Here is a 23330-nt window from a genome sequence, read left to right as displayed (position 1 = left end):
TTCAGGCCTTTCAGGGTGCTTTGGCCGCCTTGATTGCCTGGGCCAGGTCATACACCGCCATCGCATAGAAAAAACTGCGGTTATAGCGCGTGAGGACGTAGAAATTCTGCAGCCCCAGGAAGTACTGAGTGGGTTGGTCGGGTGTCGGTAAATCGATGACCAACACCGGAGTGTTGCTCTGCGCGGCGAGGTTCAGGCCGGGCTCGTTCATCTCGATGCCCGCCTTGAGGAAATTACCCAGCGTCCAATGCGGTTTGGCCTGCCCATCCGCGCCCGCTTGCGCCAGCCCCTGGCTGCCAGGGTCGCTCGCGATATGCCAAATCACCGGCTGATCGCGTTCCCAGCCATGCTGCATCAGGAAATTGCCGACGCTGCCGATTGCGTCGGCAGCGCTGTGCGCGAGGTCGATCTTGCCATCGCCGTCGTAATCGACTGCATAGTTGATCAGGCTGGTCGGCATGAATTGAGGAATGCCGATGGCACCAGCATATGACCCATAGACCGACAGCGGATCGACATTGCGTTCGCGGGTCCAGACCAAGAAATTTTCCAGCTGCTTGCGAAACATTGTCATGCGGTCGTCCCGGTTCTTCGTCTGCGGATAGTCGAAGGCCAGGGTCGTCAGCGCGTCGATCGTGCGGAAGTTGCCCATGTGCCGACCGTAGACGGTTTCGACGCCGATAATGGCAACAATAATGCTCGGGGGCACACCAAATTGTTCGGCCGCTCGTTTCAAGGTGGCATCATTGTCCTGCCAGAACTGGACGCCGTCATTGATGCGAATGGAATCGACCAGACGTGACTGATATGCGCTCCAGTTCTTCGGGGTCGGCACTGGCGGCGGCGCGACCAGCCGCGCTGCCGTCTGGGAATAATCGACTTGCGAGAACAGCCGTTTCAACGCCGCGCCGTCGAATCCGTCGCGCGCCACCAGATCGGCAATGAACGCGTCGACGTCCGGGTTGTTGGCGTAATGCTGGGGTACGATTTCCTCCTCCAGCGAATTGTTCGTCCGGTCGTTTCTCGGGGTCGCATGCGCGTGGGCAGGCGCCAGGACGACAGCGGCGAAGGCAAACAGGAACGAAAGCGAAACGTTGGCAACAATGCGAGCCAGCTTGTCCACGTGAGGAGTCCTTAGCGGATTTTTCATACGGTCAGGCGAGAGTCGGGCCGGGGGAAAGCAATGCGTGCAGTATAACCGAGTGAACCTGTGATACCTTAATCCGCAGATTCCCCCAGTTGCCAGCCGTGAAGCGAACGGGCGGATAATAGCAAAAGAGGCTGCCGCGCCCGGAGACTGGCCGCGCAGCGATTTAAACAGATCGAGACAAAGATTTTCGTATGGCGACCGGCTTTTACACGCACCCGGACTGCGTGCTCCATGAAATGGGTGAATGGCATCCGGAATGCCCTGCCCGCCTGCAGGCCATTGAAGACCAGTTGATCGCCGGGCGCATCGACGGCCTGCTGGAGCGGCGCGAAGCGCCGCTGGTGGCGGAAGCGGACATTCTGCGGGCGCACACGGCTGCTCACTGGGATTTCCTGTCGGCCAACGCGCCGAAGAGCGGCTACTTTGCGATCGACGGCGATACGGTGCTCAACTCGCATTCGCTAACAGCTGCCCGACGGGCCGCTGGCGCGGCGGTTGCCGCGACCGACGCGGTGCTCGCCGGCGAGCTGGAGAACGCATTCTGCAGCATTCGACCGCCCGGACATCACGCGACCCCAGGTACCGCCATGGGGTTTTGTCTGCTGAACAATATCGCGGTTGCGGTGCGTCATGCGCTTGACGTCCATGGCCTGCAGCGGGTCGCCATCGTCGATTTCGACGTGCACCACGGCAACGGCACCGAAGCCGCTTTTGCCGGAGAGTCCCGGGTGCTCATGTGCAGCATTTTCCAGCATCCGTTTTACCCATACAGCGGCACCGAAAATCCAGCCCCCAATATGGTCAACGTGCCGGTGCCGGCGCGCACCGGCGGGTTGGAAGTGCGCGAAATGATCGACCTGACCTGGCTGCCGCGCCTGGAGGAATTCAAGCCTCAGATGATCTTCATCTCGGCGGGCTTCGACGCGCATCGCGACGATGACCTTGGCGGCCTTGCCCTTACCGAGGCGGATTTCAGTTGGATCACGGCGCAAGTCAAGGCCGTTGCGCAGCGACACGCCCATGGGCGCATCGTCAGCTGTCTGGAGGGCGGATACAACCTGTCGGCGCTCGGCCGCAGTGTCGTTGCGCATTTGAGGGTGCTGGCCGACCTGTAGCCGGCCTGTCGACCGGTCTCACAACAAGGAGTTGAGCAATGAATCAGGAAGCCCAACCGGACGCTCCTTTGCTGCTGCAAACGCGCGATGCCCACGGAGTGGTGACGCTGACCTTGAACCGGCCGCGCCAATTCAACGCGTTGTCCGAGGCGATGCTGGATGCGCTGCAGCGGGCCCTGGAAGCAATCGCGGTCGACGAATCGGTGCGGGTGGTGATTCTCGGCGGTGCCGGTCCGGCATTTTGCGCCGGGCATGACCTCAAGGAGATGCGCGCTGCGCCGTCGCTGACCTATTATCAGACACTGTTTGCGCAATGCAGCCGCCTGATGCTGACGATTCAGCGTCTGCCTCAGCCCGTGATTGCCCGCGTGCATGGGTTGGCGACGGCTGCCGGATGCCAGCTGGTCGCCATGTGCGACCTCGCGGTCGCGGCCGACGTCGCGCGATTTGCCGTCTCTGGCATCAACTACGGCCTGTTTTGCGCCACCCCCAGCGTGGCGCTCGGCCGAAACGTGTCGCGCAAGCAGGCGATGGAAATGCTGCTCACCGGCGAATTCATCGATGCCAATACCGCGCGTGAGCGGGGTCTTGTCAATCGCGTCGTATCGTTGGATAAACTCGACGACGAATTGGGGGCGCTGGCCCGAACGATCTGCGCCAAGCCGGCGGTTGCCGTGGCCGCCGGCAAGGGCCTGTTCTATCGCCAGCTGGAGACCGGCATCGAAGCCGCGTATCAACTGGCCGGGCAGACGATGGCCTGCAACATGATGGCCGGCGACGCCCTCGAGGGTGTTCAAGCCTTCATCGAAAAACGCCCGCCGCACTGGTCCCGCGACTGATCGGTGCGCGAGCGCTCACCATTGATTTTCGAGCGCGAGTGGGCCAGGCGTCGCCGAGCGGCTCACCGCATAACCCATGCCGGTGAGCAGTTTGCGCGTATCGCGCACCATTTCTGGATTGCCGCACACCATGATGCGTGAATGCTGCGGTGAGAGCGTGGCGCCCGCCGCCTGTTCCAGCGCGCCGTTTTCGATAAGTTGCGTGATGCGCCCGCCAAGCGTGTCGGGCGCCTTCTCCCGTGTGACCGTTGCCACGTAGCGCAACTCGGCGGTATGGGTCTGCGGCCCGTTGCGACGCGCCAAGTCTTCGATCTCGTCACGGTAGGTCAGGTCCGCGGCCAGACGCACGCTATGCACCAGGAAGATCCGCTCGAAGCGATGCCAGGGTTCCTGGGTTCGCAGCATCGAAATATACGGGGCGAGTCCGGTGCCGGTCGCAAGCAGCCAGAGATCCCGGCCATCTTCGAAGCGATCCAGTGTCAAAAAGCCAAAGGCAGTATGCGCCACCAGCAATTCGTCGCCTGTGCGCATCCTGGCCAACCGCGGGCTGAACTCGCCGTCGGGGGCGACGATTGAATAGAACTCCAAATTTTCTTCGTCGGGAGCGCTGACAAAAGAATATGCACGCCAGACTTCGCTGCCATCTTCTTTGTGCAGCCCCAACCTGACAAACTGGCCAGGGGTAAAGGTCAGGCTGGCCGGCCGCGTCGTTTTGAAAGTAAACAGATTCGGCATCCAGAATTTAATCTGTGTAATGCGCTGCGCGGAAAATTTCTCCGGATCGCTCATAAGACGGGCTCCAATGGTCATTCTTGGAGTATAGTCCGCGCACCGCGATCGCCCGCCTTTAGCCAGAAAGCCGGTAAGGGCAAAGGGTTTTGTGTCTTAAGCCGCCGACGCGGTGCGCGGCGAATGCGCCACCAGCCAGTCGGCCAGTTCCTGCAAAACCTGTTCCTGGTCGAGGTCGTTCATGGTTTCGTGGTAGCTGCCGGGATACAGGCGCAGCGTCTTGTCGAGCGAGGCCGAGCCGGCATACAACGCCTGGCTGCCGGAAGGCGAGGTCAGGCGATCCTCGGTGCCGTGGAAGATATACATGGGCGTGCGCAACGTGCGGCAAGCAGCCAGCACTCTGGACATGGCGTTGAGCAGTTCCGCGCCGGTGCGTGCTGGCGTGCCGCCGTAATGGTTAAGCGGGTCGCTCGCCGCTTGGGCGATGACGGCCGGGTCGCGCGATATCAGGCGAGCGTCGATCTTGCGTACCGGCAGCCGAGGCAGCGCCCGGGCCAGCCAGCGTCCGGCGACGATCAGTGCTTTGGGAATGTCCGCGCCGAGTTCAACGGCAGGGCTGCTCAGCGCCAGTCCGCGCAGCGCCGGCTGGCGCGTTATCACGTATAGCGCAGCAATCGTGCCTCCCATGCTGTGGCCTACCAGAAACACCGGTGTCGGACCGCACCGACGTCGCAAGTCGGTCAGAAAAACGTCGGTATCACTAAGATATTCGTCAAACTTGTCGACATATACTCGTGGGCCGCCGGAGCGCCCGTGACCACGCAAATCGTAGGCGTAGGTGGCGAAGCCATGCTGGCCGAGATATTCCGCCAGTTTGGCATATCGGCCGCTATGCTCGCCCATACCATGCACCAGTGCGATAACCCCTCGCGGCGCGCCATCGGGCGCTTGCCACGATTGGGCGAACAAGGGCAGACCGTCGCTGCCGTGCAATTCGTAAGCGGTATGGAGCATGATGGGCGCGGCGAAGCTTTAAAGCCGCTATTCGATCATAGTCTCTGCGTTGAGCGCGAGCACGGCACTAGAGGAAAAATCCCAAAATCGAGGTAGGAATTTGCCGGTTTTCCATTAAAATAGCACGATCGTTCGAGGCGAATTTGCTGCGCCAATCTCATCAGAAGCGCAAAAAACACCGCAATTTGCATCATTATGCCTGTGGTTATAATGGCGCTGGAATGATGTGAATACCATTGTGGAGGAAGTTGATGAAAATTCTGGTACCAGTCAAGCGGGTGGTGGATTACAACGTCAAGGTCCGCGTCAAGAGCGACGGCAGCGGGGTTGACATTGCCAACGTGAAGATGTCGATGAACCCGTTCGACGAAATCGCGGTGGAAGAGGCGGTGCGGCTGAAGGAAGCGGGCGTGGCAACCGAAGTGATTGCCGTGTCGTGCGGCGCCACGCAATGCCAGGAGACGCTGCGCACGGCGCTGGCGATCGGTGCGGACCGCGCGATCCTGGTCGAGTCGGGCGAGGAACTGCAGCCGTTGGCCGTAGCCAAGCTGCTCAAGGCGCTGGTCGACAAGGAGCAGCCGCAACTGGTGATCCTGGGCAAGCAGGCGATCGATGACGACAGCAACCAGACCGGCCAGATGCTGGCCGCGCTCGCCGGCCTGCCGCAGGCGACCTTCGCCTCCAAGGTAGTGGTGGCCGACGGCCAGGCGCAAGTCACGCGCGAGGTCGACGGCGGGCTCGAGACGCTGGCGCTGAATCTGCCCGCGGTGATCACCACCGATCTGCGCCTGAACGAGCCGCGCTACGTGACGCTGCCCAACATCATGAAGGCCAAGAAAAAGCCGCTGGAGACGGTGACGCCCGAGGCGCTCGGGGTGGACGTCGCGCCGCGCCTGAAAACCCTCAAGGTGAGCGAGCCCGCCAAGCGCAGCGCCGGGGTCAAGGTGCCCGACGTGGCCACGCTGGTCGACAAGCTGAAGAACGAAGCCAAGGTATTGTGAGGGAAGCCGTCATGAGCATTCTTGTAATTGCAGAACACGACAATCAGAGCATCAAGGCCGCCACGCTGAACACGGTGAGCGCAGCGGCGCAGTGCGGAGGCGAAGTGCACCTGCTGGTGGCGGGCGCCAATTGCAGCGGCGCGGCCCAGCAGGCGGCCAGGATCGCCGGGGTAAGCAAGGTGCTGGTGGCCGATGCGCCGCATCTGGCCGACGGGCTGGCGGAGAACGTCGCTGCCCAAGTGCTGGCGATCGCCCAGGGTTACAGCCACATCCTCGCGCCGGCCACGGCCTACGGCAAGAACATCGCGCCGCGCGTGGCGGCGCTGCTCGACGTCGCGCAACTCTCGGACATCACCCGGGTGGAGAGCGCGGACACGTTCGAGCGGCCGATCTATGCGGGCAACGCGCTGGCGGTGGTGCAAAGCGCCGACCCGGTGAAGGTCATCACGGTGCGCAGCACGGGGTTCGATGCGGCGGCGGCCGAAGGCGGCAGCGCGGCCATCGAGAACGTGGCGGCGGCGGCCGATGCGGGCCTGTCGCGCTTCGTGGGGCGCGAAGTCACCAAGCTGGACCGGCCGGAGCTGACCTCGGCCAAGATCATCGTCTCGGGCGGTCGCGGGCTGGGTTCGGGCGAGAACTACACGAAGGTGCTCGAGCCGCTGGCGGACAAGCTGAACGCGGCGCTGGGCGCCTCGCGCGCGGCGGTCGACGCGGGCTACGTGCCCAACGATTATCAGGTCGGGCAGACCGGCAAGATTGTCGCGCCCCAGTTGTACATCGCGGTGGGGATTTCGGGCGCGATCCAGCATTTGGCCGGCATGAAGGATTCGAAGGTGATCGTGGCGATCAACAAGGATCCGGAGGCGCCGATCTTCTCGGTGGCCGACTACGGCCTGGTGGGCGATCTGTTCACCGTGGTGCCGGAGCTGATCGGCGCGTTGGGCTGAGCTACGCGAGAACACCCGGGTAGGTAAAGCAAGAAGCAAGGGCGCACGGCAATTTCCTGCGCCCTTTTTTCACGGTCTCGCGCGGCGTGCATCCCGCAGAACAACAGATTTTTAATGTCAAAGGAGACGGCCATGAGCTATCAAGCGCCTGTTAAGGAAATGTTGTTTGTCATGAACGAATTGGCCGGACTGGCGCAAGTAGCGGCATTGCCCGGCTTCGAGGATGCCACGCCGGAAACGGTGCAGGCGGTGCTGGAGGAGGCCGCCAAGTTCAATCAGGAGGTCGTCGCGCCGCTGAACGTCACTGGTGACAAAAACCCGAGTACCTGGCAGGACGGCGAGGTTCGCACGACTCCTGGCTTCAAGGAGGCGTTCCGCCAGTTCGGTGAAGCTGGCTGGCAGGGCGTGCTGCACCCGCAGGCTTACGGGGGGCAGGGGCTGCCGAAATTGGTGGCGACCGCCTGCAACGAGATGCTCAATGCCGCGAATCTTTCGTTCGCGCTCTGTCCGCTGCTCACCGACGGCGCCGTCGAGGCCCTGCTGACCGCTGGCAGCGCGGCGCAGCAGCAGCTTTATGTGCCGCGCCTGTTGTCGGGGCAATGGACCGGCACCATGAATCTCACCGAGCCGCAGGCCGGCTCCGATCTGGCGCTGGTGCGCACGCGTGCCGAACCGCAAGCCGACGGCAGCTACCAGTTGTTCGGCACCAAGATCTTCATCACCTATGGCGAGCACGATATGGCCGAGAACATCGTCCATCTGGTGCTGGCGCGAACCCCCGACGCACCGGAGGGCGTAAAAGGTATTTCGCTGTTTATCGTGCCCAAGTTCCTGGTCAACGACGATGGCTCCCTGGGCGCGCGCAATGACGTTCATTGCGTGTCGATCGAACACAAATTGGGCATCAAGGCGAGCCCGACGGCAGTGTTGCAATTCGGTGATCATGGCGGCGCCAAGGGCTATCTGGTCGGCGAACTCAATCACGGGCTCGAGTATATGTTCATCATGATGAACGCCGCCCGTTTTGCCGTCGGCATGCAGGGCGTGTCGATCGCGGATCGCGCCTATCAGAAGGCCGTGGCTTACGCCCGTGAGCGGGTGCAAAGCCGGCCGGTCGACGGCTCGGCGCGCGAGGCGGTCACCATTGTGCACCACCCGGATGTCAAGCGCATGCTGATGGCCATGCGCGCCCAGATCGAGGGCGCGCGGGCACTGGCTTATGCGGCGGCCGGCGCGTGCGACATGGCGCACCATCACCCCGATGCCCAGGTGCGGCGCGACAATGCGGCGATCTATGAATATCTCGTGCCGATCGTCAAGGGATGGAGCACCGAGATGTCGCTGGAGGTCACCAGCCTCGGCGTGCAAGTGCACGGCGGCATGGGGTTCATCGAAGAAACCGGTGCGGCGCAATATTATCGCGATGCAAGGATTCTGACGATTTACGAAGGCACCACGGCCATTCAGGCCAATGACCTGGTGGGGCGCAAGACGGTGCGTGACGGTGGCGCCGCGGCCAGGGCGCTGTGTGCCGAAATCGAAGCGACCGAGGCACAATTGACGGCCCAGGGCGAGGCCGGCGCGGCCATCGGACGGCGTCTGGCGGCGGGTCGGCAGGCATTGCTGCGCGTGGTCGACTTCGTGGTCACCCAGACCAAGTCGCAGCCCAACACCGTCTTTGCCGGCAGCGTGCCATACCTGAAACTCGCCGGCATCGTACTGGCCGGTTGGCAATTGGGTCGCGCGTTCCTCGCGGCGCAGCGCAGACTCGACGAGGACAAGGCGTTTTATGGTACGAAGCAAGTCACCGCGCGCTTTTTCGCCGATCACGTGTTGACGCAGGCGCCGGGTCTGGCCACCTCCATCATCGAGGGCAGCGAGGACGTGCTGGCACTGGCCGAAGCACAGTTCTGATTCTTCGTTATCGAGAGCAATGCAGGAGGCCGCGGCAACCGCCGCGACCTCGGCGGTACACTCGCGCCCGCTCAGGCCGGCCGCGGTAAATGGGCGATGGCGCTCAAGGGTGCTCGGTACTGATAGTTCAACGCCTGCGCGACTTCCGCGTTGGTCACTGCGCCATTGGCGACGTTCAGGCCGTTGAGCAGATGCGGGTTGGCTTCGAGAGCGCCGCGCACGCCTTGCCCAGCGAGCTGAAGAATAAACGGCAATGTCACGTTGTTGAGCGCCTTCGTTGATGTGCGGGGTACCCCGCCGGGCATATTGGCGACGCAATAATGCACAATGTCGTCGACGACATACACCGGATCGGCGTGCGTGGTCGCGCGCGAGGTTTCGCAGCAGCCGCCCTGATCGATTGCCACGTCGACAATCACTGCGCCGCGCTGCATCAGGCCCAGCATGTCGCGCGTAATCAGCTTTGGCGCCGCGGCCCCCGGAATGAGCACACCGCCGATCACCAGATCGGCGTCACGCAGATGCTGTTCGATCGCGTGGCGGGTCGAATAAACCGTCTTGATGCGCCCGCCGAACTGCGCGGATAGCCGCCGCAGGACGTCCACCGAGCGGTCGATCACCACCACTTCAGCTCCCATGCCGCAGGCGATGGTGGCGGCATTCGAGCCGACCACGCCGCCGCCGAGAATCACGATTTTGCCGGGTTCCACGCCCGGCACGCCGGAGAGCAGCAACCCCAGGCCGCCATGCGATTTTTCCAACGCGGTGGCGCCCGCCTGAACAGCCATGCGACCCGCGACCTCGGACATCGGCGCCAGCAGCGGCAGCCCCCCTTGGGAAGAGGTCACGGTCTCATAAGCGATGCACGTTGCCCCGCTCTTGACCAGGTCGGCCGTTTGCTCGGGGTCGGGCGCCAGGTGCAAGTAGGTAAAGAGCGTTTGCTCCGGCCTCAGCCGTGCGCGTTCGACGGCTTGTGGTTCCTTGACTTTGACGATCAATTCCGCGCGCTCGAAAACGTCCGCCGCGCTTGGAGCAATGTGGGCACCAGCGGCGACGTAAGCCTGATCGTCCATGCCGATACCGTCGCCGGCATGGCTCTCGATCCAGACTTCGTGACCATGCGCGACTACTTCGCGCACCGCGCCTGGGGTCATGCCGACGCGGAACTCATTGTTCTTGATCTCCTTGGGTACGCCGATTTTCATGGCTGTCTCCTATCGTGTCGTGCTTGGGTGAAGCGGTTGAATAAAAAACGGCGCTCGAGAGCGCCGTTCGCGTATCAGGCATAAGCAGGTTGCCGTGTGTCGGCAGGCTCACTCAGGTAACGGGCGACCGACAGGTCGTCCGCAGCGATCGCCGGACGCCGGCCCGAGATCAGATCGGCCAGGAGCTGGCCCGAGCCGCACGACATGGTCCAGCCGAGCGTGCCATGCCCGGTGTTCAGGAACAGATTCTTTACCGGCGTGGCGCCGACGATCGGCGTGCCGTCTGGCGTCATCGGCCGCAAACCCGTCCAGAAACTGGCCTCGGCGGTGTTGCCTGCGCCGGGATACAGATCATTGACGACCATCTCGAGCGTGGCGCGCCGTTGTGGCTTGAGGCGTTTGTCATAGCCGACGACCTCGGCCATGCCGCCCACCCGGATGCGATCGTCAAAACGTGTGATCGCGATCTTGTAGGTTTCATCCAGCACGGTCGACACCGGAGCGGCGCGTTCGTCGGCGATGGGTACGGTGATCGAATATCCCTTGAGAGGATAGACGGGGATATCGACGATGCCGCGCAGGAATGGCGTCGAATAGGAGCCGAGCGCAACCACATAGGCGTCGGCCTTGATGACTTGCTGGCCCGAGACGACGCCGCTGATCTGGTCGCCGTTGGTCAGCAGTGCATCGATCGGTGTGTCATAGCGAAATTGCACGCCCAGATCCTCGGCCATCGCGGCCAGGCGCGTGGTGAACAATTGGCAGTCGCCGGTTTCGTCATTGGGCAGGCGCAGGCCACCCGTCAGCTTGTGGCTGACGGCAGCCAGCGCCGGCTCGGCCCGTGCCAGTTCGGCGGGCGAGAGCAGTTCGAAGGGCACGCCGGCCTGCTCGAGCACGGCGATGTCGCGCGCCGCGTTGTCAAGCTGCGCCTGGGTACGGAACAACTGCAACGTACCTTGCTGGCGCCCCTCGTATTCGATGCCGGTTTCGGCGCGCAGGGCGCGGAAGCAGTCACGGCTGTACTCGGCCAGGCGCACCATGCGTTCCTTGTTGACCGCATAGCGGCTGGCAGTGCAGTTGCGCAGCATATGGTAGAGCCAGCGCAATTGGAACAGCGATCCGTCGGCGCGAATGGCCAACGGCGCGTGGGCCTGAAACAGCCATTTGACTGCTTTGAGCGGGATGCCCGGGGCGGCCCAGGGTGACGCATAACCCGGAGAAATCTGTCCGGCATTGCCGAAACTGGTCTCCAGGGCGGGGCCGGGCTGGCGGTCGAGGACAGTGACCTGATGGCCAGCCTGTGCGAGATAGAAAGCGCTGGCGGTGCCAATAACGCCGCTACCGAGAATGACCACCCGCATAGTATGCTCCGATGCTGTAAATTTAAAAATTGGTATTAATAATCGCTATACTATTGAGTATTAAGTAGTAATTGTTCATGTAGATTTTCTGTTTTCGGGAAAAAATAATGAGAATCCAGCAGCAGTCCGTGCGCACGCTCGACAAACTGGATCGACGCATCCTGACGATCCTGCAGCGCGACGGGCGCATCTCGATGAAAGACCTCGCCGAGCAGGTCGGCCTGTCGATCACGCCGTGTATCGAGCGAGTCAAGCGCATGGAGCGCGACGGTGTGATCACCGGCTATTACGCACGGGTCAATCCGGTCGCGCTGGGTGCCACGTTGCTGGTGTTTGTCGAAATCACGCTGGATCACAAATCGGGCAATATGTTCGAGCAGTTTCGCCGCGAGGTGCTGCGCATTTCCGAGGTGCTCGAGTGTCATCTCGTGTCGGGCGATTTCGACTACCTGATCAAGGCGCGCATCCGGGAGATGTCGGAATACCGCAAGCTGCTGGGCGACATCCTGCTGCAGCTGCCCGGCGCGGTGCAGTCCAAAAGTTACGTCGTGATGGAAGAAATCAAAGAGACGCTCGTGATCGACGCGCAAGAGTAAGGCAAACAGGGCGCGAAATTCCCGACGCCCTGCCAAGCGATGGAGGAAGCGATATACTGTATAAATATACAGTACTCAAGGGGTCGTCATGCCTTCCTCCGATCAGCCAACTGCCGCGCTCAAAGGGCGAGGCGCCACGTCCAACCAGGTTGAACGTTTTAGCGCCTGGTCACGAGAGCCCGACGAGACGATCGAATCCGCCAATGCGGCTCACGAGCATGTGGTGCAGTTCAAGACACATGTCACCGACGAAATCGCCCGCCGCATCATTTCCCGCAACAACTCGCCGGACGTGCCGTTCGACCGGTCGATCAACCCATATCGTGGCTGCGAACATGGCTGCATCTATTGTTTCGCTCGGCCGACGCATGCTTATCTCGGGCTCTCGCCGGGGCTCGATTTCGAGACGGAGTTATACGCCAAGCGCAACGCCGCGGAACTGTTGCGCGTGGAGTTGAGCAAGCCGAACTATCGGCCCGCGATACTCGCGCTCGGCGCCAATACCGATCCCTACCAGCCGATCGAGCGCGGGCTTGCCATTACGCGCTCGATACTCGAGGTGCTGGAAGACTTCAATCACCCCGTCGGCATCACCACCAAGTCGGCGCTGGTCGTGCGCGACCTCGATATTCTCTCGCGCATGGCGGGCAAGGGTTTGGTACGGGTGTTCCTGTCGGTGGGCACGCTGGACGCCGATCTCGCGCGGCTACTGGAGCCTCGCGCCAATACGCCGGGGCGCCGCATCGAGGCGATTCGCCGGCTCGCGCAGGCGGGCGTGCCGGCCGGCGTGATCGTCGCGCCGATCATTCCGGCGCTCAACGACTATGACATCGAGCGCGTGCTCGAGGTCGCGGCCCAGGCCGGGGCGGAGGGCGCCGGTTACGTGATGTTGCGCTTGCTGCTCGAGGTTCATGACCTGTTCGTCAAGTGGCTGCACGCTCACTTCCCCTCACGCGCGGCGCATGTAATGAGCCTCATCGAGCAAGTCCGGGACGGTCGCCATAACGACGCAAATTTTGGCAGCCGCATGCGCGGCACCGGCCAATATGCGGAACTGGTGCGCCGGCGTTTCGAGTTGGCGTGCCGGCGCAATGGCTTGAACATGGCACGCCGTCAGCTGGACGCGACGCGGTTTCGCCGGCCCGATGCACACAGCGCGCAACTGGACCTGTTCTGAGCGTCGGCGCGCGCGTTACGTCTTCGCGTCGCCAGCCGCCTCGCGCAGGGCTCGGCGAATGATCTTGCCGGTAGTCGTCATCGGCAGCGCATCGACGAAACTGACCTCGCGCGGGTACTCGTGCGCGGCCAGACGCGTCTTGACGTGCATTTGAATTTCCTTGACCAGCGCATCGCTCGGCTTGTAGTCGGGGTTCAGCACCACGAATGCCTTGACGATCTCGGTGCGTTCGCGATCGGGAACGCCAATCACGGCCGCCATGCGCACGGCCGGATGACCGAGCAGGCAATCTTCGATCGGTCCCGGGCCGATGCGATAGCCGGCGCTGGTGATGACATCGTCGTTGCGCCCAATGAACCGGATGAAACCGTCCGCATCCTCCACGCCAAGATCGCCGGTGATCAAATAGTCGCCGGCATATTTCGCACGAGTGGCGTCGGGATTGTCCCAGTAACCGAGAAACATCACCGGATCGGGGGCGCGCACGGCGATATTGCCTTCGGTCCCGACCGGCAATACTTCGCCGGCGTCGTCGACGATCCGTACCTGGTGTCCGGGCGCTGCTTTGCCGATCGAGCCGATGCTGGGTGGAAACAGCGACGAGCACGACGACAGCACCACATTGCATTCGGTCTGCCCATAGAACTCGTTAATGGTGACGCCCAGCGCGGCCTGCCCCCACTCGATCAGCTCTTCGCCGAGCGACTCGCCGCCACTGGCGACGGCACGCAGCGACAAGCGCCAGCGTTGCGGATCCTTGACTGCGCGCATCATCTTGAGGGCGGTCGGCGGCAGAAAGGTGTGCGTGACGCCGTGGCGGGCCATCAGATCGAATGCCGCCTCGCCGTCGAACTTTTCGAAGCGGCGGGCCAGCACGGTCACGCCATGATGCCAGGCGGGCAGCAGCACATCGAGCAGGCCGCCGATCCAGGCCCAGTCGGCCGGCGTCCACATCAGCCGCGCGTGCTCCGGGAAAAATTCATGCGACATCTCGACGCCGGGCAGATGCCCCAGCAGCACGCGATGCGCGTGCAGTGCGCCTTTGGGCTTGCCGGTCGTGCCGGAGGTGTAGATGATGACGGCCGGGTCGTCCGCTGACGTGTCGATTGGCTCAAACGCATCCGCTTCGGCTTGCAGCTGTTGCCAGAAATCGCAGGCATCGGTATCGGAAGCTGTCGCGTCGATGCAATAGATCGTCTTCAGGTGGGGCAAGGTATCGCGAATCGAGCGAATCTTCTCCAGGCCCTGGCGATCCGTGACCAGCGCGGTGGCGCCGCAGTTGGACAAGCGATACTGGAGCGCCTCCATGCCGAACAGGGCGAACAGCGGCACAGCCACGGCCCCCAGCTTATAAGCGGCGATATGCGCGAGCGCCGTTTCCGGTGTTTGCGGAAGAAAGATGCCGATGCGGTCGCCGCGCTCGACGCCTTGCCGGCGCATGCTATTGGCGAGCTGGTTGGAGCGTGCCTTGATGTCGTCGAAGGTGTAGCGCGCTTGCGTGCCGTCGTTTCTTTCATAGATCAGCGCGAGGCGCCCGCTGCCGTCGGCCCATTTGTCGCAGGTGTCGACGCCGATATTGAAGCGCGGCGGGATGTGCCACGAAAAGCCGGCGACGAGTTCGGCATAGGTCGATTGCCTGGTGAGCATTTTTGTCTCCTGTGGATCCGGCCGCATCTCCGTTGCTGACCCGTGCGGATCAGTACGGTAGTACGGTCGTTTATGTCATTGTGACAGCGAATTGGGTGGCAGATGTGTTTCGAAGTAAGTCTGAAAGCCGACGACGAAACCGAACATCATCAGCCCGGCGCCAATAAAGAGGGAGGCGCTCACTATCAGAATGGCGCTCCAGCCGGAGCGTGATTTACGCAAACTTTGGCTATTGAAGCGGCTATTCCAGGCTTCGTCGGGACGCAGTCCGTAGACGATTGCCGCCAGCAAGCTGGAGAACAGCGAAACGGCGCCACAGATCGTAAGCGCCCAACCCAGCGGTGACATCAATTGGCTGTGCGTCAACAGCCGCCAGCCGTCGATGCCGAGCAGCGTGCCCAGCAGGTGCAGCCAACCGAATGCGTCGCGCGGCCCGTACAGGTAAAAGCGATGGCCGCCAAGCGTGCCGAGTGCAAAGGCAAGCAGGGCAGCCACGGTCTTGGATTTATAAGCCATGGGGCGTCATCAGGGAGATACGGCCGTTTATTTTGCGATCGCGCCTGCCCGAGGGGCAGCGCGCGCCAGTTGGCCATGCCGGCCGATGGCGCTGCCGGCGTTGCCTGCCCGGTCAGTGCGGCGCTTATTCTACGCTGGCGTTCGGCCCGATGCCATCGATTTGCCCGGCGCGTTATCGGCCAGCGATCCTTGTCGGGGAATGACCTGACGGGCAAAGGTCAGGCGATCGGTGTCACGCACGAAAAGGACCAGGGTGTTGCCGGTCAGTTCGAACCGGTTGACGTGCGCGAGGGTGGCGAGAAACCGCGATTCGAACGCCATCACGTCGACCGGGCAGCTCATGCGGGTCGTCGCCGGCGGATTCACGCTGATCTGCTGATGAGCCGGACCGACGTGATATTGCCCGAAAATCCTGTTGCAGCCGCCCGAGCCGCCATAAGCCCCGTCTTTCGAGAGCACCAGGGTCACGTTGCGCGCGGCGGGCGGTGGCGAAGCATGTTGCCCCACCCAGCTCAACAAAACCCATCGACCGGTCAGTCCGGCAATGCCAGTGCCGGGCTGGCCGACGGCCCGGTCGGCATGCGGCGAAATTGGCGTTGCCGCGCATCCGACAAAGGAGCTCAGCACGATCGAGAATGCGGCCAGCAAACGGGCGGCGCTCGTGAAGGCATTCTTTTTGGTCATTTTTTGTGATCCACAGTGCTGCAATGCGTTGGATTTCTGATCCCGATTGACTCCCTGCGGGCCGATCGGTTCCTGGCGGTTGCGTGCCGCACATTTTCATCGCAATCAAGATAACCTCAGGATATCCCCGTAGGCATCGGATGGAAAGCGGCGCGCCGAGAAGCCCCGATTGGCACGCCGAGGGCCGGCCGGCCGGCGCGAGTCCGGCGCGACGGGTTCCCGGGGAGGGCTCGAAGTGTTTGTTTTGACGATGTTTTTGCGCTATAATCACGCGCTTTCTGTGCTCAAACCCGTTTAGGTTTCTCAAGGAATTACTATGGTCGTTATCCGCTTGGCTCGCGGCGGCGCGAAAAAGCGCCCGTTTTACAACATCGTGGCAACGGATTCCCGTAATCGCCGCGATGGCCGTTTCATCGAGCGCATCGGGTTCTACAACCCGGTCGCGTCGGACAAGGAAGAGGGTCTGCGTATCGCTCAAGACCGTCTGACCTATTGGCAAGGCGTTGGCGCACAACTGTCGCCGACCGTCACGCGCCTGCTCAAGCAGCAAGCCGCGCAAAAGACGGCCTGATTGGCATCGTACATGTCTGGCGGGGTGGGTATTTCAACAGGGTTCGCCGATTCACATGCGTAGCGGTGAACCACTGATCCGTCGTCAGGCGACGCAGCAGGGCGGCATGCCATCCGCCTGTACACCCATGGCAGCCAACGATTTGCCGGACGACCTGGTCGAGTTGGGCTATGTCGCCGAGGCGCATGGCATTCGCGGCTGGTTGAAAGTGCAACCGCACGCCGCCGACGGCGCAGTGCTCCTCGGGGCTGGCCGCTGGTGGTTGCGGCGGCCCGGCGAACGTGATGCGTATGTCGTCGAAATCGCTCGCAGCCGCGAGCACAGCGGCTCGATCGTTGCTCAACCGAAGGGTATCGAAGGCCGTGACGCTGCCGAAGCGCTCAAGGGTCTGCAGGTCTGGGTGCCCCGCAGCGCCTTTCCGGTGCCGCAGGAAGATGAGTTTTATTGGGTCGATTTGATCGGCGCCCAGGTGACCAATCTGCAGGGCGAGGCGCTCGGCAAGGTCAGCGGACTGCTCGACAACGGCGCGCATGCAGTACTGCGCGTGACTTACCCGGCGACGGACCGGCGCGGCGCGCCACAGGATGCCGAGCGGCTGATCCCGTTCGTCGCCCAATACGTGCACGAAGTCGATACGGCTGGCGGACGCATCGTGGTCGACTGGGGGCGGGACTATTAGCGCCGACCGGCGATGCACGATCGCCTTTGGGCGATACATGAGGAGGAGCGGTGCAGTTCGACGTCATTACGCTCTTTCCTGACATGTTTCAGGCGATCAGCGAGTGGGGAATCACCAGTCGCGCACTGAAGCAGGGGCAGTTTGGAATGCGCTTGTGGAATCCGCGTGATTTCACCAGCAATAACTATCGCACGGTCGATGATCGTCCCTACGGAGGCGGACCGGGCATGGTGATGTTGGCCAAGCCGCTCGAAGATGCGATCGACGCTGCGCGAGCGGCGCAACGCCAAACGGGTGTGCATAGGCCGCGCGTGGTGGCGCTGTCGCCGCAAGGCGCGCCGTTGACCCACCGCCACGTCATGCGTTTCGCTGCGGAAGAGGGGTTGGTGCTGTTGTGTGGTCGCTATGAAGCAATCGACCAGCGCCTGATTGACCGCTGCGTCGACGAGGAAATCAGCCTGGGCGATTTCGTGCTGTCGGGTGGCGAGTTGCCCGCGATGGCATTGATGGACGCGGTAGTCCGGCAATTGCCGGGGGTATTGAACGACGCGCAATCGGCGCAGCAGGACAGTTTCGTGAACGGCCTGCTCGACTGCCCGCATTACACCCGGCCGGAAGAATATCAGGGCGTGCGTGTCCCCGAAGTGTTGCTGGGAGGACACCATGCCGAGATTGAAAAATGGCGACGCCAACAGGCGTTGACCAACACCTGGCGCAAGCGGCCCGATCTGATCGAGGCGGCGCGTCGCAATGGATTGCTCAGCAAGGCCGATGAGGCTGTGCTGGCAAAACTGGCGAGCGAACCGAATTAGTGGCCCGCTTGCCGGAGGGTGGCGTCGTTGAATCGACGCCGATTAAAATCATCCTCTGTCGAGGCCGACCCCGCCGGGGCGGTATGAAACGTCGACATGATGGCTATGGAGCAAGCAATGAACCTGATCGAACAACTCGAAAAGGAAGAGATCGTCCGCCTGACCGCCAACAAGAGCATTCCCGAATTTGCTCCCGGCGACACCGTGGTGGTTAACGTCAACGTCGTTGAAGGAAACCGCAAGCGTGTTCAGGCTTACGAAGGTGTGGTGATCGCCAAGCGCAACCGTGGTCTGAATTCCTCGTTCATCGTGCGCAAGATTTCTTCGGGCGAAGGTGTGGAGCGTACCTTCCAAACCTACTCGCCGCTGTTGGCCAGCATCGAAGTCAAGCGTCGCGGCGACGTCCGCCGTGCGAAGCTGTACTATTTGCGCGAGCGCTCGGGCAAATCGGCTCGCATCAAGGAAAAGCTGGCGTTCAAGAGCAAAAAGACGACGGCAGAAGCTTGAGGCATCCGCTGTGCCAGGAAAAAAGCACCTTCGGGTGCTTTTTTTTTGACCGTCGCAATTAGCCGGAGGCTAGTAGAATAGGCGACATATCCATTCGAATAACATCGTGGCTTCCCCCCTGATTTCTCATCCAGAACGCCTGCCGGTCATCGCGACCCGCGAGGGCGAGCCGCCTGTGCCGGCCGAACGCCTGCTGCCCGCCGCCTTGCGTGATCGCTTTGCCAACCCGCCGATCTGGCAACCCGAGATCGCTGTCGAACACGGCCTGAGCCGCCTTGGACAAGCCGTCCTGCCCCGCCAGGCCGCGGTGCTGGTGCCGCTGGTCGAGCGTGACGAGGGGCTGACGGTATTGCTCACGCGCCGCACCGCCCATCTGAGTGCGCATGCCGGGCAAATCAGCTTCCCTGGTGGAAGTCGCGAGCCCGAAGACCCGAACCCGGTCGCCACCGCCTTGCGCGAGACGCGTGAGGAAATCGGATTGAATACCGAGCATGTGGAAGTTATCGGGACGCTGCCCGACTACGTCACCGGCACCGGCTTTCGCATCGCGCCGGTCGTCGGCCTGATCGCACCGCCGTTCGCGTTGCAGGCCGATCGTCAGGAAGTCGACGAGATCTTCGAAGTGCCGCTGTATTTCCTGATGGACCCCAATAATCATCAGGTCAGACTATTCAAATGGGTTGTCGGTGAGCGGCACTTCTATGCCATGCCCTATCCGCGCCCGGACGGAGGCGAGTTTTTCATCTGGGGCGCGACTGCCGCGATGCTCCGCAATTTCTATCATTTCCTCCGTGCCTGACGCCGTGCAGCCTGACGCGCAAGGCATTGCGCGGCCATCGGCGCGGTGCCGACCTGTGCTATCTTTACGTCATTCCATTCGATAATCCGATCGCATGACATTCTTCTCGGTTTTGCTGGCCCTGATTATCGAACAGGTCCGCGCGCTGTCCACACACAATCCGATATATAACCTCGTGCGCTCGCACGCGGAGCATACCGCGCAAGGCTTCGATGCCGGCAGGGCCAAGCACGGCCTGCTGGCCTGGCTGGTGGTGGTGGTGCCGTTCGTGCTGGTGGTGGCGATCGTCTACTACGTACTGATGCGCATCAACATTCTGCTCGGCTTCGCGTGGAATGTGCTGATCGTCTACCTCACGCTGGGATTCCGTCAGTTCAGCCATTACTTCACCGACATCCATCTCGCCCTGAACAATGACGATCCCAACCGGGCTCGCGAAATCCTGCGCCAATGGATCGGCATCGACACGGTCGACATGCCGGTGCAGGAAGTTGTACGAAACACGCTCGTTCACGCGGTCGTTGCCTCGCATCGCCATGTTTTTGGCGTCTTTTTCTGGTTCCTGATGCCGATCGGGCCGGCCGGGGCCGTGCTTTATCGCGTCTCGGAATATTTGGCGCGCCACTGGTCCGAACCCGGCCCGGATCGCAGTCCTGAATTCAGCCAGTTCGCCCGGCGTGCCTTTTATGTGATCGATTGGATTCCCGCGCGCCTGACCTCGATCGGTTTTGCCATCGTCGGTAATTTCGAGGATGCGATCTATGCGTGGCGCACCTACGCCAAGCAATGGCCCGACGGCAACGACGGCATTCTGCTGGCGGCCGGCAGTGGCGCGCTCGGCGCCCGGCTGGTCGGCCCGCTGGCCGAACCGTCGAGCGTCGACACGTTGGACGGTGACCACGAGGCGCCGTTACCGGTCGGCAGCGACTGCACACCGCGTACCCTGCAGGCAGCGGTAGGCCTGGTCTGGCGGGCCGTGCTGCTGTGGATGCTGCTACTGATGATGCTGACGATCGCCGTCTGGTTCGGCTGATTTTCTAACGTTTCCTACCACGGCAACTGCTGTTCGGATTCATGCAGCAGTTGCGCATACAGCGCGTGACGCCGAGGGGCAATGCCGCCTTCGGCCAGCGCTGCCAGGATCGCGCAGCCCGGTTCCTTGGTGTGGTGGCAGTTATAAAACCGGCATCCCGTGAGCAGCGGGCGAAACTCCGGAAAGGCCCGCTCCAGCTGCCCCTCGCTCAAATGATGCAGGCCGAACTCCTGAAAACCCGGGGAATCGATCAGCGCGCCCCCGCCCGGCAAATGAAACAGCCGCGTGAAGGTCGTGGTGTGGCGCCCTGAGTTGAGCACGTGCGAAATTTCGCGCGTTGCCGCTTCCGCATCCGGCACCAGCAAATTGACCAGCGACGACTTGCCCATGCCCGACTGTCCCAGCAGCAGCGTGGCGCGATCGGCCAAAGCCGGCAGCAGGCGGGCCTGTGCCTCCTGCGGCGCCTGCTTGATCGAGACTTCGACGACCTCATAGCCCAGCGACTGATATAGCGCCAGGCGATCGCGCGCTGCCGGCAGCGCGTCGGTCACGTCGGTCTTGTTGAGCACGATCAGCGGTGCGAGTTCGTGGGCCTCGGCAGCGACCAGCGCGCGTCCGAGCAGATCCTCGCTGAACGAGGGCTGCGTGGCGAGCATGATCAGCAGGCGATCGATATTGGCGGCGAAGAGCTTGCTCTTGAACTGATCCGAGCGATACAGCAGGTTGCGGCGAGGCAAAATGTCCTCGATCACACCCTGGTCGGCGGCGGTGCGCTGCAGTGCGACCCGATCGCCCACCGCGACGGCGCTCTTCTTGCCGCGCGGAAAGCACAGCAGCGTCTCGCTAGTGTCATCGAGCTCCACCGCATAGTGCCGGCCATGCGCGGCCACGACTCGGCCCGCCAACGCGGCGACCGGTGCCGCGGCGGATTTTCCCCGGGGAGCGGACGCGCGCTTCATGCGTGCGAGAGCAGCCGGTCGATGCGTTGCGAGGCAGGCGGATGAGAATAATAAAACGCCGTGTAGAGCGGATCGGGCGTCAAGGTCGACGCATTGTCCTGATACAGCTTGACCAGCGCATTGACGAGATCGGCGGCGCCAGTTTGCTGGGCGGCAAACGCATCGGCCTGGAATTCATGCCGCCGCGACGACAGGCTGCCCAGCGGGCTGAAGAAAAAGCCGAACACCGGCAGCACCAGGAAAAACAATACCAGCGCCAGGCCGGCGTTACTGCCGGTCAGCGAGGGCATGACGCCCAGCTGGGTGTAGAACCAGGTGCGGCCCGAGAGCCAGCCGAGCAGGGCCAGAAACACCAGGCTCAGCGCGAAGGTCACGACAATCCGCTTGAGCACATGGCGATGCTTGAAATGTCCCAGTTCGTGCGCGAGCACTGCCTCGACTTCAGTCGGGGAGAGCCGGCTGAGCAGCGTATCGAAGAACACGATCCGCTTGGCCGCGCCAAAGCCGGTGAAGTAGGCGTTGCCATGCGCCGAGCGGCGGCTGCCGTCCATCACGAACAGCCCCTTGGCGGCAAAGCCGCACCGTTTCATCAGCGCCTCGATACGGGCCTTCAGCGCTTCGTCATTGAGCGGCTCGAATTTATTGAAAAGCGGTGCGATCACCGTCGGGTACAGCACCAGCACCACCAGATTGAACGCCACCCAGACCACCCACGCATAAAACCACCACCACTGCCCGGCCTGCGTCATCAGCCACAGCACGGCCAGCAGCAAAGGCACGCCCAGAATGAGCCCGACGATCGCCGACTTCAACAGGTCGGCAATGAACAGGCCGAGCGTCATGCGGTTGAAACCGAAGCGTTGCTCGATGACAAATTGGCGGATATAGGCGAACGGCAAATCGACGATGCCGGAAATCACCAGCACGGCGCCGACCAGCACGACCTGCGCCAGGGTTCCCTGACCCAGCCACTCGATCACGCCGACATGCAGCCATTGCAACCCGCCCAGCAGGGTCCAGGCCAGCAGCAACGCACCTTGCGCCAGTGTCTCCCACATGCCGAGCCGGCTGCGGGCGATCGTGTAGTCGGCCGCCCGCTGATGATCGCTCAATGCGATGGTCGACGCGAACTGAGCCGGCACGGCGCCGCGATGCTGCGCCACGTGGCGCACTTGCCGCACGGCCAGCCACAGCTTCACAATCACCATCGCCAGCAGGAAGAACACAAAAAGGTAGGTAAACATCCGGATTCGTTTGCTCGTCGAGGAGGAATGCTCGAATTATAGATTCTTTCGCCATCGCCCTCCGGTCTGCCCGCCGGGAAACCAGCGAAGCGCGCCAAAAAGCGCATATTCGGGCAAAATGGCAGCCTGTTCCGGCCCGCTGGCCGCATTGTCACGGCGGCGAGTCTCACCCGATTACTTTTCAGAGCCCCATGTCAGATACACCAACCACACCGGCTACCGCCGCGCCCTCGACTTCGCCAGACACGCAGCCCGCGATCATCAAGAACGAGTTTCACCTCATCTGGGTCGACATGGAAATGACCGGCCTGCAGCCCGAGCAGGACCGCATCATCGAGGTCGCCGTGGTGGTGACCGACTCGGAATTGAACGTGCTGGCCGAAGGCCCGGTCCTGGCGGTTCACCAGTCCGATGCCGTGCTCGACGGCATGGACAACTGGAACAAGACCACCCATGGCCGCTCGGGGCTGATCGATCGCGTCAAGGCCTCGGGCATCGACGAGGCGCAGGCGGAAGACCTGCTGCTGGCGTTTCTCGCGCAGTACGTGCCTGCCGGCAAATCGCCGATGTGCGGCAATTCGATCTGCCAGGACCGCCGCTTCATGGCACGCTACATGCCGCGCCTGGAGGCCTTTTTCCATTACCGCAACCTCGACGTCAGCACGGTCAAGGAACTGTGCCGGCGCTGGCAGCCAGAGATTGCCAAGGGGTTCAACAAGCGTGGCATGCATACCGCGCTGGCCGATATCCACGAATCGATCGACGAGCTGAAATACTATCGCGAGCACTTCATCGGCCAGCCTGGCGCGGTTGCCGTCAGCCAATCCTGAG

At 62.4% G+C, this 23330-nt stretch carries 24 protein-coding genes; 14 read left to right on the top strand and 10 right to left on the bottom strand.

Annotated elements, in window-relative coordinates:
- Nucleotides 1-10: 10 nt before the first annotated feature.
- The gene (mltB, locus tag PATSB16_RS12985; RefSeq protein ID WP_052892679.1) at nt 11-1123 is read right to left on the bottom strand and encodes a lytic murein transglycosylase B; all 1113 of its coding nucleotides are present in this window, start codon (nt 1121-1123) and stop codon (nt 11-13) included.
- Nucleotides 1124-1341: 218 nt separating this feature from the next.
- Between mltB and PATSB16_RS12980 the strand changes: the two genes are divergently transcribed.
- The gene (locus PATSB16_RS12980) at nt 1342-2265 is read left to right on the top strand and encodes a histone deacetylase family protein (protein ID WP_047214535.1); all 924 of its coding nucleotides are present in this window, start codon (nt 1342-1344) and stop codon (nt 2263-2265) included.
- Nucleotides 2266-2303: 38 nt separating this feature from the next.
- Nucleotides 2304-3104 (top strand): enoyl-CoA hydratase, encoded by an 801-nt coding sequence (locus PATSB16_RS12975; RefSeq protein WP_047214534.1) that lies wholly within the window; start codon nt 2304-2306, stop codon nt 3102-3104.
- 15 nt (nt 3105-3119) lie between these two features.
- Here PATSB16_RS12975 and PATSB16_RS12970 read toward each other — a convergent pair whose 3' ends face one another.
- Together PATSB16_RS12970 and PATSB16_RS12965 are read right to left on the bottom strand one after the other, a co-directional pair.
- Nucleotides 3120-3893 (bottom strand): ferredoxin--NADP reductase, encoded by a 774-nt coding sequence (locus PATSB16_RS12970; RefSeq protein ID WP_083566772.1) that lies wholly within the window; start codon nt 3891-3893, stop codon nt 3120-3122.
- Nucleotides 3894-3989: 96 nt separating this feature from the next.
- Complete coding sequence (locus tag PATSB16_RS12965) at nt 3990-4847, bottom strand: alpha/beta hydrolase (RefSeq protein WP_047214532.1); 858 nt, start codon at nt 4845-4847, stop codon at nt 3990-3992.
- Nucleotides 4848-5098: 251 nt separating this feature from the next.
- Between PATSB16_RS12965 and PATSB16_RS12960 the strand changes: the two genes are divergently transcribed.
- The 3 genes from PATSB16_RS12960 to PATSB16_RS12950 all read left to right on the top strand — a co-directional run bounded on the left by PATSB16_RS12960 (nt 5099) and on the right by PATSB16_RS12950 (nt 8709).
- Complete coding sequence (locus PATSB16_RS12960) at nt 5099-5848, top strand: electron transfer flavoprotein subunit beta/FixA family protein (RefSeq protein ID WP_047214531.1); 750 nt, start codon at nt 5099-5101, stop codon at nt 5846-5848.
- Nucleotides 5849-5859: 11 nt separating this feature from the next.
- The gene (locus PATSB16_RS12955; RefSeq protein WP_047214529.1) at nt 5860-6795 is read left to right on the top strand and encodes an electron transfer flavoprotein subunit alpha/FixB family protein; all 936 of its coding nucleotides are present in this window, start codon (nt 5860-5862) and stop codon (nt 6793-6795) included.
- 132 nt (nt 6796-6927) lie between these two features.
- Entirely contained in the window at nt 6928-8709 is a 1782-nt protein-coding gene (locus PATSB16_RS12950; protein WP_047214528.1) for an acyl-CoA dehydrogenase, read from the top strand.
- 71 nt (nt 8710-8780) lie between these two features.
- Here PATSB16_RS12950 and ald read toward each other — a convergent pair whose 3' ends face one another.
- Nucleotides 8781-9914 (bottom strand): alanine dehydrogenase, encoded by a 1134-nt coding sequence (gene ald, locus PATSB16_RS12945; protein ID WP_047214527.1) that lies wholly within the window; start codon nt 9912-9914, stop codon nt 8781-8783.
- 74 nt (nt 9915-9988) lie between these two features.
- Entirely contained in the window at nt 9989-11275 is a 1287-nt protein-coding gene (locus tag PATSB16_RS12940; RefSeq protein ID WP_047214526.1) for a D-amino acid dehydrogenase, read from the bottom strand.
- Between the two features lie 107 nt (nt 11276-11382).
- On the opposite strand from PATSB16_RS12940, the gene PATSB16_RS12935 reads away from it, so the two are divergent.
- Nucleotides 11383-11871, top strand: a complete 489-nt coding sequence (locus PATSB16_RS12935) for a winged helix-turn-helix transcriptional regulator (RefSeq protein WP_047214525.1) — start codon at nt 11383-11385, stop codon at nt 11869-11871.
- Nucleotides 11872-11959: 88 nt separating this feature from the next.
- Nucleotides 11960-13048, top strand: a complete 1089-nt coding sequence (locus PATSB16_RS12930) for a PA0069 family radical SAM protein (protein ID WP_052892678.1) — start codon at nt 11960-11962, stop codon at nt 13046-13048.
- Nucleotides 13049-13063: 15 nt separating this feature from the next.
- On the opposite strand, the gene PATSB16_RS12925 is transcribed toward PATSB16_RS12930, so the two are convergent.
- The 3 genes from PATSB16_RS12925 to PATSB16_RS12915 all read right to left on the bottom strand — a co-directional run bounded on the left by PATSB16_RS12925 (nt 13064) and on the right by PATSB16_RS12915 (nt 15895).
- Nucleotides 13064-14695, bottom strand: a complete 1632-nt coding sequence (locus PATSB16_RS12925) for an acyl-CoA synthetase (RefSeq protein WP_047214522.1) — start codon at nt 14693-14695, stop codon at nt 13064-13066.
- 75 nt (nt 14696-14770) lie between these two features.
- Nucleotides 14771-15211, bottom strand: coding sequence for a TM2 domain-containing protein (locus PATSB16_RS12920; protein ID WP_047214521.1), 441 nt, complete (start codon nt 15209-15211; stop codon nt 14771-14773).
- Nucleotides 15212-15340: 129 nt separating this feature from the next.
- Nucleotides 15341-15895: an META domain-containing protein gene (locus PATSB16_RS12915; protein ID WP_047214520.1), complete on the bottom strand. Its 555-nt coding sequence runs from the start codon at nt 15893-15895 to the stop codon at nt 15341-15343.
- Between the two features lie 316 nt (nt 15896-16211).
- Between PATSB16_RS12915 and rpsP the strand changes: the two genes are divergently transcribed.
- From rpsP to PATSB16_RS12885, 6 genes are all read left to right on the top strand, one after another.
- The gene (gene rpsP, locus PATSB16_RS12910) at nt 16212-16466 is read left to right on the top strand and encodes a 30S ribosomal protein S16 (protein ID WP_047214518.1); all 255 of its coding nucleotides are present in this window, start codon (nt 16212-16214) and stop codon (nt 16464-16466) included.
- Nucleotides 16467-16572: 106 nt separating this feature from the next.
- Nucleotides 16573-17145, top strand: coding sequence for a ribosome maturation factor RimM (rimM, locus tag PATSB16_RS12905; RefSeq protein ID WP_052892677.1), 573 nt, complete (start codon nt 16573-16575; stop codon nt 17143-17145).
- Between the two features lie 50 nt (nt 17146-17195).
- Nucleotides 17196-17957 (top strand): tRNA (guanosine(37)-N1)-methyltransferase TrmD, encoded by a 762-nt coding sequence (trmD, locus tag PATSB16_RS12900; RefSeq protein ID WP_072628645.1) that lies wholly within the window; start codon nt 17196-17198, stop codon nt 17955-17957.
- Nucleotides 17958-18074: 117 nt separating this feature from the next.
- A complete protein-coding gene (rplS, locus tag PATSB16_RS12895; RefSeq protein WP_047214515.1) occupies nt 18075-18464 on the top strand; it encodes a 50S ribosomal protein L19 in 390 nt (129 codons plus the stop codon).
- 103 nt (nt 18465-18567) lie between these two features.
- Nucleotides 18568-19263, top strand: coding sequence for a CoA pyrophosphatase (locus PATSB16_RS12890; protein WP_047214514.1), 696 nt, complete (start codon nt 18568-18570; stop codon nt 19261-19263).
- A gap of 94 nt (nt 19264-19357) precedes the next feature.
- A complete protein-coding gene (locus PATSB16_RS12885) occupies nt 19358-20296 on the top strand; it encodes a CobD/CbiB family protein (protein WP_047214513.1) in 939 nt (312 codons plus the stop codon).
- A 14-nt stretch (nt 20297-20310) separates the two neighbouring features.
- Here PATSB16_RS12885 and rsgA read toward each other — a convergent pair whose 3' ends face one another.
- Both rsgA and PATSB16_RS12875 read right to left on the bottom strand, forming a co-directional pair.
- On the bottom strand, nt 20311-21255 hold the full coding sequence (gene rsgA, locus PATSB16_RS12880; RefSeq protein ID WP_047214512.1) for a ribosome small subunit-dependent GTPase A: 945 nt from the start codon (nt 21253-21255) through the stop codon (nt 20311-20313).
- Nucleotides 21252-22499, bottom strand: a complete 1248-nt coding sequence (locus PATSB16_RS12875) for a M48 family metallopeptidase (protein ID WP_047214510.1) — start codon at nt 22497-22499, stop codon at nt 21252-21254. Before PATSB16_RS12875 ends, rsgA begins: the two co-directional genes overlap by 4 nt.
- 191 nt (nt 22500-22690) lie before the next feature.
- On the opposite strand from PATSB16_RS12875, the gene orn reads away from it, so the two are divergent.
- Nucleotides 22691-23329: an oligoribonuclease gene (gene orn, locus PATSB16_RS12870; protein WP_072628644.1), complete on the top strand. Its 639-nt coding sequence runs from the start codon at nt 22691-22693 to the stop codon at nt 23327-23329.
- The last annotated feature ends 1 nt before the right edge of the window (nt 23330 follow it).

The sequence above is a fragment of the Pandoraea thiooxydans genome (assembly GCF_001931675.1).
Taxonomy (GTDB): domain Bacteria; phylum Pseudomonadota; class Gammaproteobacteria; order Burkholderiales; family Burkholderiaceae; genus Pandoraea; species Pandoraea thiooxydans.
This window is presented reverse-complemented; position numbering and strand designations above follow the sequence as displayed.